This window comes from Curvivirga aplysinae (assembly GCF_009711445.1).
In the GTDB taxonomy this organism is placed as follows: Bacteria; Pseudomonadota; Alphaproteobacteria; order UBA8366; family Aestuariispiraceae; genus Curvivirga; species Curvivirga aplysinae.
This window is the reverse complement of record NZ_SMMC01000132.1, coordinates 1-15,945: the sequence shown is the minus strand read 5'-3', so window position 1 is coordinate 15,945 and position 15,945 is coordinate 1. Positions and strand designations below refer to the sequence as shown.

Here is a 15,945-nt window from a genome sequence, read left to right as displayed (position 1 = left end):
TTATTTATTGATATGTTCTTAAATGAAAGAATCTGGTTCTGTGATCTAAGTGATAAAATTAGATTAATAGGTTACTGATGTAACTATTTAAGAGGCGAAAATGACAGAAGCACCAAGTTTTGATTTACAATCTTTTTTTCCCTACCGCGCGCGCATGTTTTATTGGGCGGCAAGTCAGGCAATTAAAGATGTTTATGCCAAAGAATTTGGGTTAAGCGTAAATGAATGGCGTACCATGGCAAATCTTCATGATTTCCGCCCTCTTTCTGCCAAAGAAATTGTAGAACGATCCAGTATCGGCAAAGTTGATGTATCCCGTGCAATCACATCGTTACAGGAAAAGGACTTACTGGAACGGCATATTGATCCGACGGATCGACGTCGCGTACTACTTTGCCTGACCAATAAAGGTAAAAAGATGATGAATGAGCTTTTGCCGCTCTTACGGGAGAGAGAAAAAGAAATCCTGTCGGGTTTAAACCAAGAAGAATACGAAACGCTTCTCCAACTTATGAGTAAAGTTGAAGTCTCTTCCAAAGAAGTTATGGGGAAAGGCCTATGAAACTTTATACTTATTGGCGATCCTCAGCCGCTTATCGTGTGCGCATTGCCCTCAACCTCAAAAATGTCACCTGTGATTTTGAATATATTCATCTTGTCAAAGATGGTGGTGAACATAAGAAATCATCTTATACATCAAAAAACCCACAAGGTTTAGTTCCTACACTTGAGCTAGATGATGGACAAATACTCCGGCAATCCTTAGCCATTATTGATTATATCGATCAGAATTTTGGCCCCAGTCAATTTTTATCAGAGGATCCACTGACACGCGCGCATATTCAAGCAGTTGCACAAATTATTGCCTGCGACATCCACCCTGTAAATAACTTGCGTATCCTACAATATCTCTCTCATGAATTTAACGTGGAGGACGACGAAAAAGCGCAATGGTACACACACTGGGTTCACCAAGGCTTTGATGCTATTGAAGCCATGCTTGCACAAAAATCCAACGGTAAATTTTGCTTTGGAAACCAAACAAGCTTGGCAGATATTTGTTTAATCCCGCAGGTATATAACGCCAAACGTTTTCACATGGATATGGATCGTTACCCTGTCATCTCCAGCATCAATGATCACTGTATGACACTCAATGCTTTTTACAAAGCATCACCAGAAGTGCAAAAAGACGCGATCTAAACCACTTGTTACATCTTGATACACTTTTATACACTTAATGTTTTGAAACAATAAGTTAGATCACGTACCCCTTACATCAGATTGGGATATGCTCCTTTCAAGATTTTAGGAGCAATTAAAGAGGTATGTAGACATGTCTGATAAATTATCAAGACCAACAATATTATTTCATTGGGCCACAGGCTTGCTTTTCTTAACTATAATGGGGATTGGCCTCTATATGGAAGAAATGGCAGGCGGCCCGGATAAATTCGAATTAATCAAACTTCATAAATCACTGGGCGTCATAATCATAATTATCGCCCTAACACGTATTTTTTGGCGATTTCACGAAGGTCAAATCAAGCCAGTTTCGCGCATGCCTTTCTGGCAAGAAAAAGCAGCTAAATTCATACATTGGATTTTATTAACTGCGACTATCGCTATGCCTGTTTCCGGCATAATGATGAGTATTGGCGGTGGTCATGATGTTGCCGTCTTTGGTAACGTGATTATTTCAGCAAACGAGAAAATTGGGTGGCTCAACGAACTTGGCGAAAGCATTCATGAAGGTGCAGTACCAATCCTTTTTGCCAGTTTAGGCCTACATATACTCGGTGCGCTAAAACATCAATTTATTGATAAAGATCGCACTATTAGCCGTATGCTTGGATCTTAAACTAAGATGCGCCGAGTCTACCAGCTTGGCGCATCCACTTTAAACTTTATACCAACAAAGTCATATAAAATTAGAGCTTTAATCTCTCTGATAGAGCATCACTACTTTCAAAAAGTGCTTTCATTCCCCCTTTGTCTTCAAACGTGTCTTGAAAGAATTTCGTGAAGGTTCCTTCCGTTGCGATTAGGTTAGCTTGTTCTAACAGGTCCATTGTTGGTTGTTCTTTTGCAAGACTTGTTGCGCCATGAAAAGTCTCAATTGCTAGAGAACGGGCTTGTTCACTTGGCATGCCTTGTTTTTCTAACCAATTTTGCAACTGTCCAATTAACGTATACACCCAACCACCGATGCAACCAAAAACACTGCCAAGTTCAAACTCTTCTTCATCTTCAACCGGGATAACGGTAACAACTGGGTCCAACAATTCTTGAACCGCTGCGTTATCAGGAAATATCGGTGTCGCGCCAGCACATACTTCTGCGGGAGCTAAAGGTAAACAACGGACAACTTCTGCTGGTTTAGCATATGGTGTGATATCATTCACACAAACACCAGCTACTGCAGATAACATGATTTGGCCTTCTCTAAAGGCAACCTCTTGTAGTGCCATGAGGGCATGTACCGGACGCGTTGCTAATAATACGATATCTGCTTCATTCACGACGGATTGATTATCTTTCGCAATCTCACAGTTGAAATTTGCGGCTATTTTTGCAGCCACATCTTTATTACGTGGTGATAAAACGATACGTCTTTGATCCCCTGACCTTCGTATTCCCGCCACCAAATAACTCGCCAAATGGCCAACGCCAATAATTCCCAAAGTCATCTTTTCTATATCCCAATTGAGTTAGCGTATAAAACGTAATTTATCGCATCATGCTCTACAAGCATTACAACAAGAGATTTTTTCAGTCGATATTTGACGCATTTCATTCTGCTTATATAATATCCTGATAAACTATATGGGGAAGGATATTATGAAATTTAAATTCACAACTATCGGACTTGTCATTAGCTTCATCACATTATTATACAGCAACTTATCCCAAGCGGCTTCTCTTGAAGATATAAAAAAACAGTTTTTTGACTACGACGCCGCAGTTGAATTCTGGCAGACACATAAATCCCGAGCGGAGATGGCGAAAGAATGGTCTAGAGTTAGTAGCACTTATCGTATTTGGCGTAATTATTACGATGTGAATAGAGAAAGAGCCATTGAACTCATCGCATTTGATCCAAGCGCTTCGATCATTCGAAAAGGTCATGATATCTATTTATTAAATGTCTATTGGCGTAAAGGGTATAAAGCCTTTGATCCTTCAACTTCTTGGAATCAAGTGAATAATGAGAATGTGTGTAAAAAGATGAAGCGCCAAAATGTTTTCACACATAGTTGTATAGATTATCCTGATTGGCGCTCCCCTATTGAATTGGAAAAGGATAATGCCAAACTGCTTGTTCACAACTAACAGCAAGCAATCCCTCTCTAAAGCATGAGATATGACTGATCCGGTCCGTAACTATAAGACGTATAACATTATAGGCAAATGATCGGATAAAGTTATCTCATGCAAAACCTTCATAAATCCAGCTACATATTAATGTATGCAGGCACAATTCCGTTTATATTTTGTACTTATAGTATTGCATTCAAAACCTCACCCATATGGTTTCCCGTTGCTACAGAAACAGCTCTAACGACATATACCCTACTTATCGGATCATTCATGGCCGGCATTCATTGGGGACAACATTTATCAAATGAAGCCTATCGTCCAAGATTGCTGGCGATGGTAAGTAATTTGATAACCTTAAGCTTTTGGTTTGCTCTATCAGCAAGCCAGCTCAACATATTTCTGATTATTTCGGCTGGCTTATTCATGCTCTTGCTTGTCATAGATTTTCTTTTAATGCTCAACAATTTCATTCCCAAACATTATTGCTTTCATCGATCTATTGTTAGCTTAGTTGTTATCATAAACTTGCTGACATCTGCGCTATTCTTTGCAACGAATTAACGAACCAGAAAGATAAATTTATGAAGAAAAAAATTTCAATACACTGGTTCAGACAAGATCTACGACTTAACGATAACCCTGCTCTTTTTCATGCAAGCAAACATCAAAATATTTTACCTATTTACATCTTAGATGATGTAAATGCGGCTGAAAACAAAATGGGCGCAGCAAGTAGGACATGGCTTTTTCATTCCTTATCCTCTCTTTCCAATTCGTTAAACGGAAAATTATTTATTTCCAACGGTAATCCCATTGAGGTTTTCCAAAATCTTACAGAAGCATATGAAATAGAAGCCATTTATTGGAACCGATGTTATGAACCTTGGCGGATTAAACGCGATATCCAAATCAAAGAGCACTTACTCTCAATTGGGATCGAAGTTAAAAGTTTTAATGGGTCCTTATTATGGGAACCATGGCAAGTTCAAAAAAAAGATGGCACCCCATACAAAGTCTTCACACCTTTTTATCGAAAAGGATGCCTCTATGCCCAAGCTCCAAGATTACTATACCACCTTCCAGAGACATTAAATCTCTGTGATATCTCAACTCAGGATGCAGACATCAAAAAATTAAATCTCTTACCTCAAATTCCATGGCATACTGAAATCATCAAAAATTGGGAAATTGGCGAAACTGGCGCTCAGAAAGGCCTGACGACTTTCCTAGACAATGGCATAGAAAATTATAAAGAAGGTCGAAACTTCCCGGCAAAACAATATGTATCACGCCTCTCTCCCTATCTACATTTTGGAGAAATCTCCCCCAATCAAATTTGGTCGGCGTGTAAACATATAGAAATGACGGATCATATTGACCACTTTAATAGTGAGTTAGGATGGAGAGAGTTTTCCCATAGTCTTTTGTATTTCAATCCGCATATCACACATCAAAACTTACAAAGTAAATTCGATACCTTCCCATGGAATACTGATCTCGCTTTGCTTGAGGCATGGAAAAAAGGTCAGACCGGTATCCCAATGGTTGATGCCGGAATGAGGGAGTTATGGCAAACAGGATATATGCATAACCGTGTTCGCATGATTGTTGGCTCTTTCCTTGTTAAAAATTTACGGCTTCACTGGAAACATGGCGAAAGATGGTTTTGGGATACCCTATTTGATGCAGATATGGCGAATAACACAGCAAGTTGGCAATGGATCGCAGGATGCGGCGCGGATGCAGCCCCCTACTTCCGTATATTTAATCCAGTAACACAAGGACAAAAATTTGATCCAGATGGTCAATATATTCGCCAATATGTGCCTGAGATAGCTTCTTTACCAACAAAGTATCTATTTGCGCCATGGGAAGCGTCAATTGAAGCATTACAATATGCCAATATTATATTGGGAAACACTTACCCTAAGCCTATCGTTGATTTAAAACAGTCTCGCCTTGACGCCTTGGAAGCTTTTAAATCTTTGTCTGCATAAATGAAATATTCTATTTTTCACAATAAAGGTTAGCAAAACGCCAAGTGGCAAATTTATTATATAAGATAGACAAAGTTGGGCGTATTGGCCAAAGAGATACCAAAAATGCAGCTATTTTCCAATATCTTAGATTTGACCAAATTACGATAAATGCATCTAATCCTATGTGTAAAATACCATCTTCATCCACCACATGAAGTTGCTTCAGGGCGTTTACTTCGGAAATTTTAAAATCTTTTAGCTCCTCCAAGCTATCGGCTATATTAAACCATTGAAATATGCCATGAGGCGCTATGCGTTGATAGTATTTGATTTCCTTTGAACATAAACCACATGCCCCATCATAAAAAACAATGATCATGGCAAAATCTCCTGCCCATCCCATGCAAAACATTTACCGCTATCATCAACGTCCAAACTTGCTATGACATCCAATAGCTTTCCCGCAGCAAAATCAGGTGTAAATAACTGATCCTTAGTAACATTTGTGGTAAATGGCATAGATAATTCACTTTGAACCGTACCAGGATGTAGTCCAACGACAATCGCCTGTTTACGATTTCTCGCCACTTCAATCGATGTTGTTTTAATAATCATATTAAGTGCGGCTTTCGAAGCCCGATAAGCATACCATCCCCCAAGTTGATTATCAGAAATACTGCCGACCCGTGCAGATAATATTGCAAAGACTGATCGTTCATCCTTAGAAAGAAGTGGCACACAATATTTCGCGACCATCGCTGGAAAAATACTATTCACCAGAAACAATTTCTGGAAATTAGCAATATCCAAGTCTCGTAAACTTTTTTCCGGCTTAAAATCTGCGCCATGTAAAATACCAGAGGCCACGATGAGCAAATCGATTGATCCAAAAGACGCGATTTGTTCAGAAATTCTCTTTAAATCACCTTCTTCATTATAATCAATGAGATAATATTCTGATAAAGGATGTTGGTCTTTGATTTCTTTGCTAGAAACAATATGAAGTAATACATCCGGATATTGTTTTCGAATCACACCTGAAAGGGCATTCCCAATTGCACCGCCACCACCAAAAACTACAATATTCTGCGTCATTCTTCTCTATCACTTAATTCAAAACCATGTATTCTTTACGTATCGTAAGCGGTGTTGGATTGAGAATAAATAGAGCGTTAGTCTAAAGTAACTGTCGAGTATAGGTCTCTGAAACATCCATTAAAGAGCAAATATCCTCAACCTTTAGTTCTTCACTATGATTGTATTTCACAAAGACTTCTCCTGACTTCATTAAGACTAGTTTGTCAGAAAAAATTTTCGCTAGTTTAAGGTCATGAAGTATAGCGCAAATGGCAAACCCTCGTGATGCCGCTATAACTTGTATAATAGATTACGAGAACATCAATTATACTAAATTGACCCCATAGGCGTTGAACCGGAACAACAGAGATGTGTTAACAACACGCCTTTGGCAGTTCTAAAATTCAAACATTCGCCCAAATCTATTCCATTAATAACACACTGTTTTTTGGCAAAATCTATACCGTATTCATGTACTAGACCTTCTACATTTCGAAGCGATAGCAGAAAACGAATTAATTTTTTTCATGCAATAATCTTGGAATTTTGATCAAATTTCGTCAAAACACATTTAATATGACAATCCTATACACAGATATCTTAAGACATAACAGAATCACATATTCTATAAATTAATATCGAATATCAGCCTTTTGCTTACACTTATGTCATCGCTGTTCTGGCCGCCCAGTTTCTGTACACCGAGGCCATAACAATAATCTATGACGTCACCATCATTGGAAACGGGCAAAAATAAAGTCTCGTCTGTCACCACATATTGTTCTGATTTATAGATATTGCACAACATAAATAGGTGGGATTTTTCTTGAAATACATAATCATAATTGGTTAAGGCATCTGATATGGTGCCTACATGACCATCTTTGACCAGCTTACCTGTTGGGTTGGTTTTTCTAAACAGGATTTCGTTACTACCAACCAGTTTATAGCGGTAGTCACCATTTTCAGGCTCTCTATCAATGATAAAAACGCTAGAAAGAAGTGCCCCCATATCTTCAGGCAAAAAACTTGATTTTAGGACAATGCCTTCTTCATTTCGTGCATTGTCCCATAGCCCGTAGAAATCTCTAATTGCCGGATCGCAAGTTTCAAGAAAGCTTAAATCCTTCACCCGATGAATATCATAGGTTCTTTCCCAAACAACCTTGTTCACATCAATCGACAAATTTCTTCTACTCTCTCACAAGGCTTAATTAGATAGATTACTTTTTACGAACTTACATTGTAATAAAATACCGCGCATAGGTCTATAAATTAAAAAAGAGAAAGAACTGCGCATGAAGAGACAGTTTGGTTGATTGTTTTTAAAGAGAGTGGTGAGCTTACGCTCAGCGCATTGAAAAGCCCAACAATTCTGTTTAGGCTTTATTATTGGTTGCAGGGGCAGGATACCAACTATACCGAACATTATTAACGGGCTAATATTTCTTAATAAGATAAAAACATCTGCTCCTAAACTTTCAAAATGGAGCCAACTCTCCCGTAATGCTTCATTCGCATATTTCATAACCATTGACAGCAGAAATTAGGTGGTTTTGCGTTAACCTGTTTTTACTTCAATAAAGGTCGTCATACTCAGGGTGAGTTGTATCAGTTTACCATTTACCATAATTTAGGTTCTATCCATGGTAATCTTTGCCTCAAAAATAGGGCCTGTCCACCTTCAAGAATCTCGAACAATATTTATTTATTTTTCTTAATATGAGAATTCTAGATATTTAAGGGCAAATGGCCTGAATAAGGCCAGCACCAAATGTTGTATCTATGCCAGTTTCACCTAGATCCTTAGAAACTGATTTCATAAGCCCCAATAGAATAGGTTGCGCAATGCGGGGGTTTTTCGCATAAATTAAAGAGGCGGCAGCCACTGCAAAAGGGGTCGCATAAGATGTTCCCGTCAAATAAGCCGCTTTATTGCCAGCCTTGGCAGACCAAATATCCACCCCCGGTGCTGCAAAATCGATATAGTCACCTTGATTGGCTGACTTATATACCCGATTGGCCGCATCAGTCGCTGTAACCGAAATTACATTTTTAACGTTGGCTGGATAAGAAGCTGGTGCAGCAGCCCCTTGATTACCAGCGGCTGCAAAGATCACAAAGCCATTTTCAGTCGAAAGAGAGAACGCATCTATCAAAACCCTATTAGCACGCGATGTTGCAAGGGAAACGTTAATTAGTCGCACTTCATTTTCCATCAACCAATTTAGGCCTGATACAGTTTCTTCGACGCCCGCCAAACTTTGTTCAGAAGCTGCATGGCGTAAACTCACCGCATTATAGATTTGTACTTCTTTCACCAATCCATCCAGCTTAAACTCTGGATTATTACCAATCAAGATAGAGGCGATTGCAGTAGCATGATGATAATCCGCCACCTTTCCATTTAAGAAATCCTCTTGGATAATACGACCATCCTGAAAAGCGGTATGATTTAAATCAACAGCACCATCAAGGATACCAATCTTTACATCCTTCATACGTGACAAACAGGAAGCGAGAGCATCTGAACTATTTTCTTTTGACCAATTAATTTTGCTCGGGGCATAAATACGTGCATTATTGGCATCTGTTGAGCTGCCTAAGTCAGTATTAAAATCGATGGATATATTTGGGAGTTCTTCGCGTAGAGTTCTAATAAGGCCAAGATTATCAACACTTCTTACAGCCAGCATCACACGACCTAAGGCAGCCAGTTTAGTTTCACGAATAATTTCCGCCGAATAATCTCGCAGTATTGAAACAATCTCGAGGCGACGGGATTGATCAAAAAAGATCAAAATATCCTTCTCAACTTCCTGCAGTGTATAATCATAAACCTCAGAAGCACAAATCTGAATATTCAAGCCTGTTTTTATAAATTGATAAGCACCATCCTGCTCAGATAATACCAATGTATATCGTCCGCCAAGAACATCCTGATCATTTGGTAACCTCAAAGATAAACGTGTTTTCGTTGCATTCACGACCTCCAAATGCCACGCTCTATTCCTCACAAGAATCGAAAGATGTTTTGGAGAAAGACGATCCAGATTTTGGCCCGTCAGGTGAAAACTTTGCCCATGATTGATACACGTTCCGATATACGGATTTAATACAGGCTTGATGGGTGATGTAACTGGTTGCGAAGGACTTGTCCTGTTCTGACTGCCACCACGTTGGGGTGATATGCTTTCCTCACGCCCCCTGCTAGGGGGAATGATTCGCCCTGTTGCCGGATCGACACTACTATGAGTCAGGTCCTCTTCCCCTGGTGACGCTGATGGTGAAGAAGAAGCGGGTGACGACGACATAGGTGTTGTTGTCGGACTACCAGCGGGATCATGTGTTGGCGTGGAACCCGCTGTTTGGGCCTGAGCTGTTATGGTCGCCAGCCCCAAATAGAGACCCAAGATAATTTTTAAAACTAGATACCGCATTATCAGATCCTAGTTTCTAGAATCAATCTGTACACTTTCAATCAGATTCTTATAGGCCAGCAGTTTTTCCGAAATATCTTCTACATCCCCAGAGACTGCGATCTGATATACACCCAATGCAGATGGACCATCCACAATTTGCGCATCAACTGTTAAAAGCAAATCACGGATGCTTTCTTCACGGGCCGCAGGATTAAAGGTGACAGATAAAACAGTGCCTTTAATAAAAATCGCTGTCGAAGCGCCTGCTGCGTTCAAGTCATCCTCTTGCCCCCATTCAGGCAAGACGACTGTGGTTTGAATGGCAAGCAACAAACATGCGGCGATCGTGGCAATACGCCAGATATTATTATTCTGTTCCGGTGCTACTTTTTCTGTGACCTGCTGGATAAAATCATCTTTTTCTGCTTCACGACGAATTTCTTTTTGCAGGCGTTTCAAGCCAAATTCACCCGGTGATTTCAAAGCTTCAGTTTCATTTAAAGATTGATACAAGTTTGTTAAATAGTCCAGCTCGGCCTGCAATTCAGCACTATTAGTAAGTGCTTTCTCTACTATCTCGCGCTCCGCTTCTGTTAAACTGCCATTCACATAAAAAGGTAAAAGCTCTTCAATTTCTTTTGTCATGCCTTCTCTCCCATACGGCCAGCCAGACAATGCTTCATTGCCTGCTTTGCATGGAACATACGTGTCTTGACGGTATTTTCAGGACAATCTTCAATCTTTGCGATTTCGCTATAAGATAATTCTTCAAAGAAAGCCAATTGCATCACCGCACGATGCGCCGCCTTTAAAGTCTCAAGGCAAAAGGCCACATGCCTGTTTTTTTCCTGACTTAACAAACATGCCATCGCATCAGGATTTTCATCCGCAATTTCCGGCATGTCTTCATCAGATACAGGTATAGGCGTTTTTTTTCGCAATTTATCCACCGTCTTAAAATATGCTATGCTAAATAGCCATGTTGATACTTTTGATCGACCTTCAAATTTGCCGGCTTTTCGCCAAACTTCCATAAAGGTTTCATGTAGTATGTCGGAGGCTTCGAAAGAATCGTTCAATTTTGATTTAATAAAGCGATAAAGACGGTTTTCATATAAAGTATAAAAATCGGCAAAGGCTTTTTCATCGCCTTCACCGATCTTTTTTAAAAGTTGCTGTGCGTCCATATCCATTGGACAGCGCCTTATGGCATAAACAAGGTTTGTTTTTCAGAAAGGCCAATCACATTACCTTCCTTACCGAAAGCACGAATATACCAATGATAACGCTTGCCGGATTCAAGATGGTCCAAAGACAAACTGCTTAAATTCATCCGGATGTCTTTACCTGGGACCAATTTGCCGGATACCCGTTGATTATTCTCAACAGACAGGATTTCCAATTGATAGGCTTCAGCCCCGCGAATTGGTTTCCAGCTGAACACTGTATCTTGAGATATACGCGCCTGATCCGCAGGGGAAATCATTTCTACTTTTGCGCTTGCTTTGTTGTTAACACTTTCAAGGACGAAATATCTCAACTCCGGTGCGCTAACACTATCATCTGTATCGTCGATGACAAGGATCACGCGATGCAATCCATTTACATCACTTGGCAAAGGTGGACTGACAATTTGTGTAGACCCATCACCTGTACTCACAAATTGCTGACGAATGGTTTTAAGAAGACGGCCATTTCCACCACCCAAGCTGCCAGATGGATCAACAAGACGCCATTCACCTCGGAATAGGCCACTACTGCGGAAATTAACTTTCGCCACAGCACGCAATTGATCATCCTTACGGATCACGGCTGTATGGCTGTTATTTGAAAACTTCAATTCAATACGGCGTAATGAAAGTTCCCCTGCTGGCGCATTACCAACGGCCACATTAAAACTACCTGAAGTGCCACCTCTATTATCTGTAAAGTTCCGCGAAATGCTGACTGTACCTGTTGCCGCATTAACAATTTGCGCCGCCAATGTAGGAGACACCGTCAATGTTTCACGGATTGTGAAGTTACGTGTCTCATTCCCAGCTAAAGTGGTTGATTGACTCAAAGTGCCACCTAACGTCCCAACAGTTGTACCATTGATGACAAGATTAGCATTGCTTGATGTGATATTCTCAGTGGCGACGTTCCCCCCTGCCACATCAAAGAAACGTGTAACAGTCCAAGTGACTGTGATCTTACTTGAACCTTTGACAGATACATTTGCAACTGACGGAGATGCACTTACATTTGTAACTGTTGCAAAAGCCTGCGATTGAGCAAAGAAGAGAAACGCAGAAAGAATTGCCAAATATTTAGTCATCGCTATAGGACTGCTTAATACGAAGTTGCAAAAAGACCTGATAGACTTTTTCATCTGTTGTGGTGCTACTAGATTTTCCAATTTTATCCTCCATCGACCCTTTTGTCACAAAACTGACTTCAGGTCGGTTGGCTTGCGACTGAATGAGATTCCATTCAAGTTCACCGCTAATATAATATTCATCAGGTCTGTCGTCTGAACCGCTTGCAAGGTTCAAATTATAATCTAAATTTAAATCTAGTTGATCCTGAATCAATTCGGATTGGCTGCCAAATCTGAAAGCTGTGTCATAGAAATTATTATTTGTGGTTTCATTCCGAAAATTGCTGACTTCGACGCCACCTGTGACTTCCCAACTGCTGGAAACAGACCAACCTGCATTCCACGCGAGAAGATGATTAACTGTATCAGAAGAGGTATTCGTATAATCTTCAAATTGTTGATAGCTGTAATCTGAGGACCAATACCATTCATCATAATTTGAACCGCCCCCAAAAGAAATAGATTCAGTATTATTATTGGTATCTGCCCCTGTATAATTATCAGGTGTTTCCTTACGCGACATATCTGCCACAAAAGCTGTCATTGTCACATATGGCGTCCCAAGCCATGCCAAATCATCTTTTTGCTCTTCAAAACCATAACTGAGGCCAGCTTCAACTGTGACCAACTCATCCGTTGGCATATTGTGTAGTCCATCCACATTATTGGTTTCATAGCTTGCACGAAGGTTCGAGGATACAGCACCCCAATAGAGATTACTGAATAAGTTTGTCGCTTTGCGATCCGATGCAGCGCCTTGATTGGCTAGGCTCTCAAAATAGGTGCTAATTTCTTCATGATCAAAACCCCAAGTGATATCCGCCGTATCACCCAACCAAATTGGGCCATCTTCAAAAAGGCGTGCATCATAACCTATCGACCAGGCATCGCCATCTTGCTCTTCCGCGGCAAGATCACCGTCTTGATCAAATTTAGTTTCATTATATTCAAAACGAAGATTGGCCGACAAAGTCTCAAAGCTTTTTTCAGCGACAGCGCCCCAACCTGCCCCCTCGGTCACAATATCTTCGCCAGACGTACCGATACCGTCTTCGCCACCTTTACCCTCATAAAGCATCGTAGTGATTTTAAAGGCGTTATAATCAGAGGAAAATGGCTTAATAGATGCTGACAAGCCTTGGACACGTTCGGATTTATCATTCAACCCTGTAACATTATCCGCGCCAGCCAAAGCATCTGGATTAAAAGCAAATCCTTGGGCTTCAATCCGACTATTTGTACTCCCAACTTTTACGGATAAGCCGCGTTGATAAAAATCGCTGATCAAATGACTGCTCAAACCTGTATCGTGATGGCCCAGTTTCAAGCTTGTATTTGCTGTATCACCTGAATAATTCACATCAAGATTATATTCGCCAAGATCAAAAACATTCTCTGTCTGGGCAAAGTTTTTATCACTTTGAAGAAGGTAATTTCCTCGAAAATTCGCATCCCATTTACCGCTACGAATACCGGTTGCAAGATCACCACCACCAGAGACAATTGTGCGTTTTGGCGAAGACGATTCATCAAGATGTTGGAAAGCACGGTAACTTAACTCAACCAGATTATCTGTTCTCAGATAATTTTCGAGCGCATCGGCTTCACTCGTCGTATCTGTTGAAGCAACTTGCGCACCTCCGGTAATATCAAAGGACCAACTAGCCTCTTCAATATAGCTGCCATCATCTTCTAGCTTTACGAGGCGTAATTCATGTGGGCCATTTGACAGGGGTTCTAATGGGGTATAAACGAAATCCATACCATCCAGTGACAAAACGGAAGTGATATCAATACCGTCCAATTCCACACCAAGCTTAGTTAGAACTAGAAAGTCCATATCATCTGGCAAATCAATACGCAGATTGGATGTCGCTGTGGCTGGTGGTGTAAAATTCGCCTGTATTTCTGCGTATGCTGGTTTGATCATCAAACCTATCAACATAAGCAACCCCATTACAGGGACGGATTTCCTCATACTTTTTCCCCTGATGCAAAATGCATGATTTTGTTATCTCGTCTATATGCATCCTGACTTTAAGATAGCCAATCCGCAATTTTTAGCCCCTAAACACCAAACAAAGCCATCAATGAATACTTAGCTTTATTAGCTTTTACTTTCTTACAGATATACTATGATTTGGCAACAAAAACTAATCTGATGAATAAGCGCGTTATAGTTTGAGTAATTTTATACTATAAATGACGGAAACGCCGAAGGCTTTCCATTTGATGAAAAGCCTTCCTTGCGTTCAATTTTGTCAGTTAATTTGCGTTTGAGCAATCTGTACCAACCGCACATCTTTTTGGTTGCACCCTAGCACGTTGTGGTTTCTTTTGATCAATTGCCGGAACCGGTTTGATTGGTTGCACTTGTAATTTCTTAGGTTCAGTTTGCGATCTGGATGTTGTTGTTGGCTTTTTGACAGTCAATTTTGGTTTTGTATCGTTGCCATCTTGGTAATTCAAACCACCACCATTAGATCCTAGAGGCACTGTTACTTGTGGCGTACAACGGTGATTAAAATCAACTGTGTCATAATCTTTCCAGCTACTCCATGCCTCACTGCCGTCATTTTTAACCTGAGCACGTACAGTTAATTTATGAGTATATGTTTTGTTCACTGTTTTCCACCATTTGAATTGTTGTTGGTTCATTTTTGAAATCAACGGATATTCAAAATCAAAGTGTCGGTTTAACTGATCTGCAGAATTATAATTAATTTCATTGGAATTATAGATAACGAAGTTTGGTGCATCACCAATCTTGAACCGGATTTTACCTTTACCTGCGCCGCGATAATTCACACGAATTGATGGGTTTTGATCCGGAATACATTTGCCAATATAATGCGGGATATTATTCTGGAAATCCGCTTTATTCAAAATAAGAGGCTGGTTGCTGTTATCAAATTTTGGGTTTTGGTTCTGACCCAATTGCACATTCACCAATGGGCCATCTTTAAGCGCCGCATCACCTTCATATTTTATTTTAACAGAGGCAAGTTTCAGCGCTTGTTTATACTGTTTCTTGCTATAGTTACTATTTTTCCAGCAACCACCCAACAAGGAAATCGGTACCTGAACAGTATAAGTGCGATCCTGCTTATAGAAATCAATCTCATCCCCCCCTCCATTCACAAATGCGTTTGCCTTGCTTTCTAGATAAGCTAAGGGATCAAATTTAATGGAAGGGTGACCATTTTTAATCTTACTCAATGGTATATTAAAGGTTGTTGCAGGTGCATATTCAATAATGCCGCCTTCTTCGCCATGAGAAACCGCAACCTCATCATTGTGTAAAGTCATGGAAATATCAGCATTGCTACCATTCACATTTACCAAACCATAATACACAGCTGAGAAATACATCGAATGATTTTTCTTACATAGAATAGAACCATCCAACTTAATATTCATGGAGGAAGTTGTCGGCTTAACATCTAATTTGGAAATATGTTTATTATTGCTTTTATTTTCCAAGGTAATGGTTGGAACCGGGCTTAAAATATTTAAGGAAACCGACTTAACGCGTTCTACAGCATAGCTTGTACTTGCCATTGTTATACCCGCCAATAATGCTGCGCCTGCGATTTTGATTGAATGTGCTTTCACTTCTTCGTCCTCTTCAACTCTTAGAAACTTTGAAATATTACAAACAACATCATGTTGCTTCTGCACCATAAGTCGGCGGCATATTATACATGGTTCAAAAAAATTTCTAATAGACAAAAAATAACTCTATTTAGTTATTCTGATCACCTACGTTTGCCCTGCCTTTATTCGT

The 15,945-nt window shown here is 40.0% G+C and carries 16 protein-coding genes; 6 read left to right on the top strand and 10 right to left on the bottom strand.

Going from position 1 to position 15,945, the window contains the following annotated elements; all coding sequences use genetic code 11:
• Positions 1–100: 100 nt before the first annotated feature.
• From E1160_RS04310 to E1160_RS04300, 3 genes are all read left to right on the top strand, one after another.
• Entirely contained in the window at positions 101–562 is a 462-nt protein-coding gene (locus E1160_RS04310; RefSeq protein WP_155153771.1) for a MarR family winged helix-turn-helix transcriptional regulator, read from the top strand.
• A complete protein-coding gene (gene maiA, locus E1160_RS04305; RefSeq protein ID WP_155153770.1) occupies positions 559–1,203 on the top strand; it encodes a maleylacetoacetate isomerase in 645 nt (214 codons plus the stop codon). The genes E1160_RS04310 and maiA overlap by 4 nt, the downstream gene beginning before the upstream one ends.
• 133 nt (positions 1,204–1,336) lie before the next feature.
• Entirely contained in the window at positions 1,337–1,861 is a 525-nt protein-coding gene (locus E1160_RS04300; RefSeq protein ID WP_155153769.1) for a cytochrome b, read from the top strand.
• A 70-nt stretch (positions 1,862–1,931) separates the two neighbouring features.
• Here E1160_RS04300 and E1160_RS04295 read toward each other — a convergent pair whose 3' ends face one another.
• Positions 1,932–2,690 (bottom strand): NAD(P)-binding domain-containing protein, encoded by a 759-nt coding sequence (locus E1160_RS04295; protein ID WP_155153768.1) that lies wholly within the window; start codon positions 2,688–2,690, stop codon positions 1,932–1,934.
• Between the two features lie 151 nt (positions 2,691–2,841).
• Here E1160_RS04295 and E1160_RS04290 point away from each other — a divergent pair, with 151 nt between their 5' ends.
• The 3 genes from E1160_RS04290 to E1160_RS04280 all read left to right on the top strand — a co-directional run bounded on the left by E1160_RS04290 (position 2,842) and on the right by E1160_RS04280 (position 5,318).
• Complete coding sequence (locus E1160_RS04290) at positions 2,842–3,333, top strand: hypothetical protein (RefSeq protein ID WP_155153767.1); 492 nt, start codon at positions 2,842–2,844, stop codon at positions 3,331–3,333.
• 99 nt (positions 3,334–3,432) lie between these two features.
• On the top strand, positions 3,433–3,882 hold the full coding sequence (locus E1160_RS04285; protein ID WP_155153766.1) for a DUF3429 domain-containing protein: 450 nt from the start codon (positions 3,433–3,435) through the stop codon (positions 3,880–3,882).
• A gap of 20 nt (positions 3,883–3,902) precedes the next feature.
• Complete coding sequence (locus E1160_RS04280; protein WP_155153765.1) at positions 3,903–5,318, top strand: cryptochrome/photolyase family protein; 1,416 nt, start codon at positions 3,903–3,905, stop codon at positions 5,316–5,318.
• Positions 5,319–5,328: 10 nt separating this feature from the next.
• On the opposite strand, the gene E1160_RS04275 is transcribed toward E1160_RS04280, so the two are convergent.
• The 9 genes from E1160_RS04275 to E1160_RS04235 all read right to left on the bottom strand — a co-directional run bounded on the left by E1160_RS04275 (position 5,329) and on the right by E1160_RS04235 (position 15,842).
• Positions 5,329–5,679 carry a thiol-disulfide oxidoreductase DCC family protein gene (locus E1160_RS04275; RefSeq protein WP_155153764.1) on the bottom strand — a complete coding sequence of 117 codons (351 nt, stop codon included), beginning with the start codon at positions 5,677–5,679 and terminating at the stop codon, positions 5,329–5,331.
• Positions 5,676–6,395 (bottom strand): SDR family NAD(P)-dependent oxidoreductase, encoded by a 720-nt coding sequence (locus E1160_RS04270; protein WP_155153763.1) that lies wholly within the window; start codon positions 6,393–6,395, stop codon positions 5,676–5,678. The genes E1160_RS04275 and E1160_RS04270 overlap by 4 nt, the downstream gene beginning before the upstream one ends.
• Before the next feature lie 607 nt (positions 6,396–7,002).
• Positions 7,003–7,563, bottom strand: coding sequence for a PAS domain-containing protein (locus E1160_RS04265; protein WP_155153762.1), 561 nt, complete (start codon positions 7,561–7,563; stop codon positions 7,003–7,005).
• A 553-nt stretch (positions 7,564–8,116) separates the two neighbouring features.
• A complete protein-coding gene (locus tag E1160_RS04260; RefSeq protein ID WP_155153761.1) occupies positions 8,117–9,817 on the bottom strand; it encodes a S8 family serine peptidase in 1,701 nt (566 codons plus the stop codon).
• Positions 9,818–9,826: 9 nt separating this feature from the next.
• Complete coding sequence (locus tag E1160_RS04255) at positions 9,827–10,444, bottom strand: anti-sigma factor (protein ID WP_155153760.1); 618 nt, start codon at positions 10,442–10,444, stop codon at positions 9,827–9,829.
• Positions 10,441–10,992, bottom strand: a complete 552-nt coding sequence (locus E1160_RS04250; protein WP_155153759.1) for an RNA polymerase sigma factor — start codon at positions 10,990–10,992, stop codon at positions 10,441–10,443. Before E1160_RS04250 ends, E1160_RS04255 begins: the two co-directional genes overlap by 4 nt.
• Before the next feature lie 11 nt (positions 10,993–11,003).
• Entirely contained in the window at positions 11,004–12,116 is a 1,113-nt protein-coding gene (locus tag E1160_RS04245; protein ID WP_155153758.1) for a hypothetical protein, read from the bottom strand.
• The gene (locus tag E1160_RS04240) at positions 12,109–14,136 is read right to left on the bottom strand and encodes a hypothetical protein (RefSeq protein WP_155153757.1); all 2,028 of its coding nucleotides are present in this window, start codon (positions 14,134–14,136) and stop codon (positions 12,109–12,111) included. Before E1160_RS04240 ends, E1160_RS04245 begins: the two co-directional genes overlap by 8 nt.
• A gap of 287 nt (positions 14,137–14,423) precedes the next feature.
• Positions 14,424–15,842 (bottom strand): hypothetical protein, encoded by a 1,419-nt coding sequence (locus E1160_RS04235; RefSeq protein WP_218048714.1) that lies wholly within the window; start codon positions 15,840–15,842, stop codon positions 14,424–14,426.
• Positions 15,843–15,945 lie beyond the last annotated feature (103 nt).

Excerpts from the sequence above, each read along its gene's own strand:
- E1160_RS04310 (WP_155153771.1), top strand. The coding sequence starts at position 101 with ATGACAGAAGCACCAAGTTTTGATTTACAATCTTTTTTTCCCTACCGC.
- maiA (WP_155153770.1), top strand. The coding sequence starts at position 559 with ATGAAACTTTATACTTATTGGCGATCCTCAGCCGCTTATCGTGTGCGC.
- E1160_RS04300 (WP_155153769.1), top strand. The coding sequence starts at position 1,337 with ATGTCTGATAAATTATCAAGACCAACAATATTATTTCATTGGGCCACA.
- E1160_RS04295 (WP_155153768.1), bottom strand. The coding sequence starts at position 2,690 with ATGACTTTGGGAATTATTGGCGTTGGCCATTTGGCGAGTTATTTGGTG.
- E1160_RS04290 (WP_155153767.1), top strand. The coding sequence starts at position 2,842 with ATGAAATTTAAATTCACAACTATCGGACTTGTCATTAGCTTCATCACA.
- E1160_RS04285 (WP_155153766.1), top strand. The coding sequence starts at position 3,433 with ATGCAAAACCTTCATAAATCCAGCTACATATTAATGTATGCAGGCACA.
- E1160_RS04280 (WP_155153765.1), top strand. The coding sequence starts at position 3,903 with ATGAAGAAAAAAATTTCAATACACTGGTTCAGACAAGATCTACGACTT.
- E1160_RS04275 (WP_155153764.1), bottom strand. The coding sequence starts at position 5,679 with ATGATCATTGTTTTTTATGATGGGGCATGTGGTTTATGTTCAAAGGAA.
- E1160_RS04270 (WP_155153763.1), bottom strand. The coding sequence starts at position 6,395 with ATGACGCAGAATATTGTAGTTTTTGGTGGTGGCGGTGCAATTGGGAAT.
- E1160_RS04260 (WP_155153761.1), bottom strand. The coding sequence starts at position 9,817 with ATGCGGTATCTAGTTTTAAAAATTATCTTGGGTCTCTATTTGGGGCTG.
- E1160_RS04255 (WP_155153760.1), bottom strand. The coding sequence starts at position 10,444 with ATGACAAAAGAAATTGAAGAGCTTTTACCTTTTTATGTGAATGGCAGT.
- E1160_RS04250 (WP_155153759.1), bottom strand. The coding sequence starts at position 10,992 with ATGGATATGGACGCACAGCAACTTTTAAAAAAGATCGGTGAAGGCGAT.
- E1160_RS04245 (WP_155153758.1), bottom strand. The coding sequence starts at position 12,116 with ATGACTAAATATTTGGCAATTCTTTCTGCGTTTCTCTTCTTTGCTCAA.
- E1160_RS04240 (WP_155153757.1), bottom strand. The coding sequence starts at position 14,136 with ATGAGGAAATCCGTCCCTGTAATGGGGTTGCTTATGTTGATAGGTTTG.
- E1160_RS04235 (WP_218048714.1), bottom strand. The coding sequence starts at position 15,842 with ATGGTGCAGAAGCAACATGATGTTGTTTGTAATATTTCAAAGTTTCTA.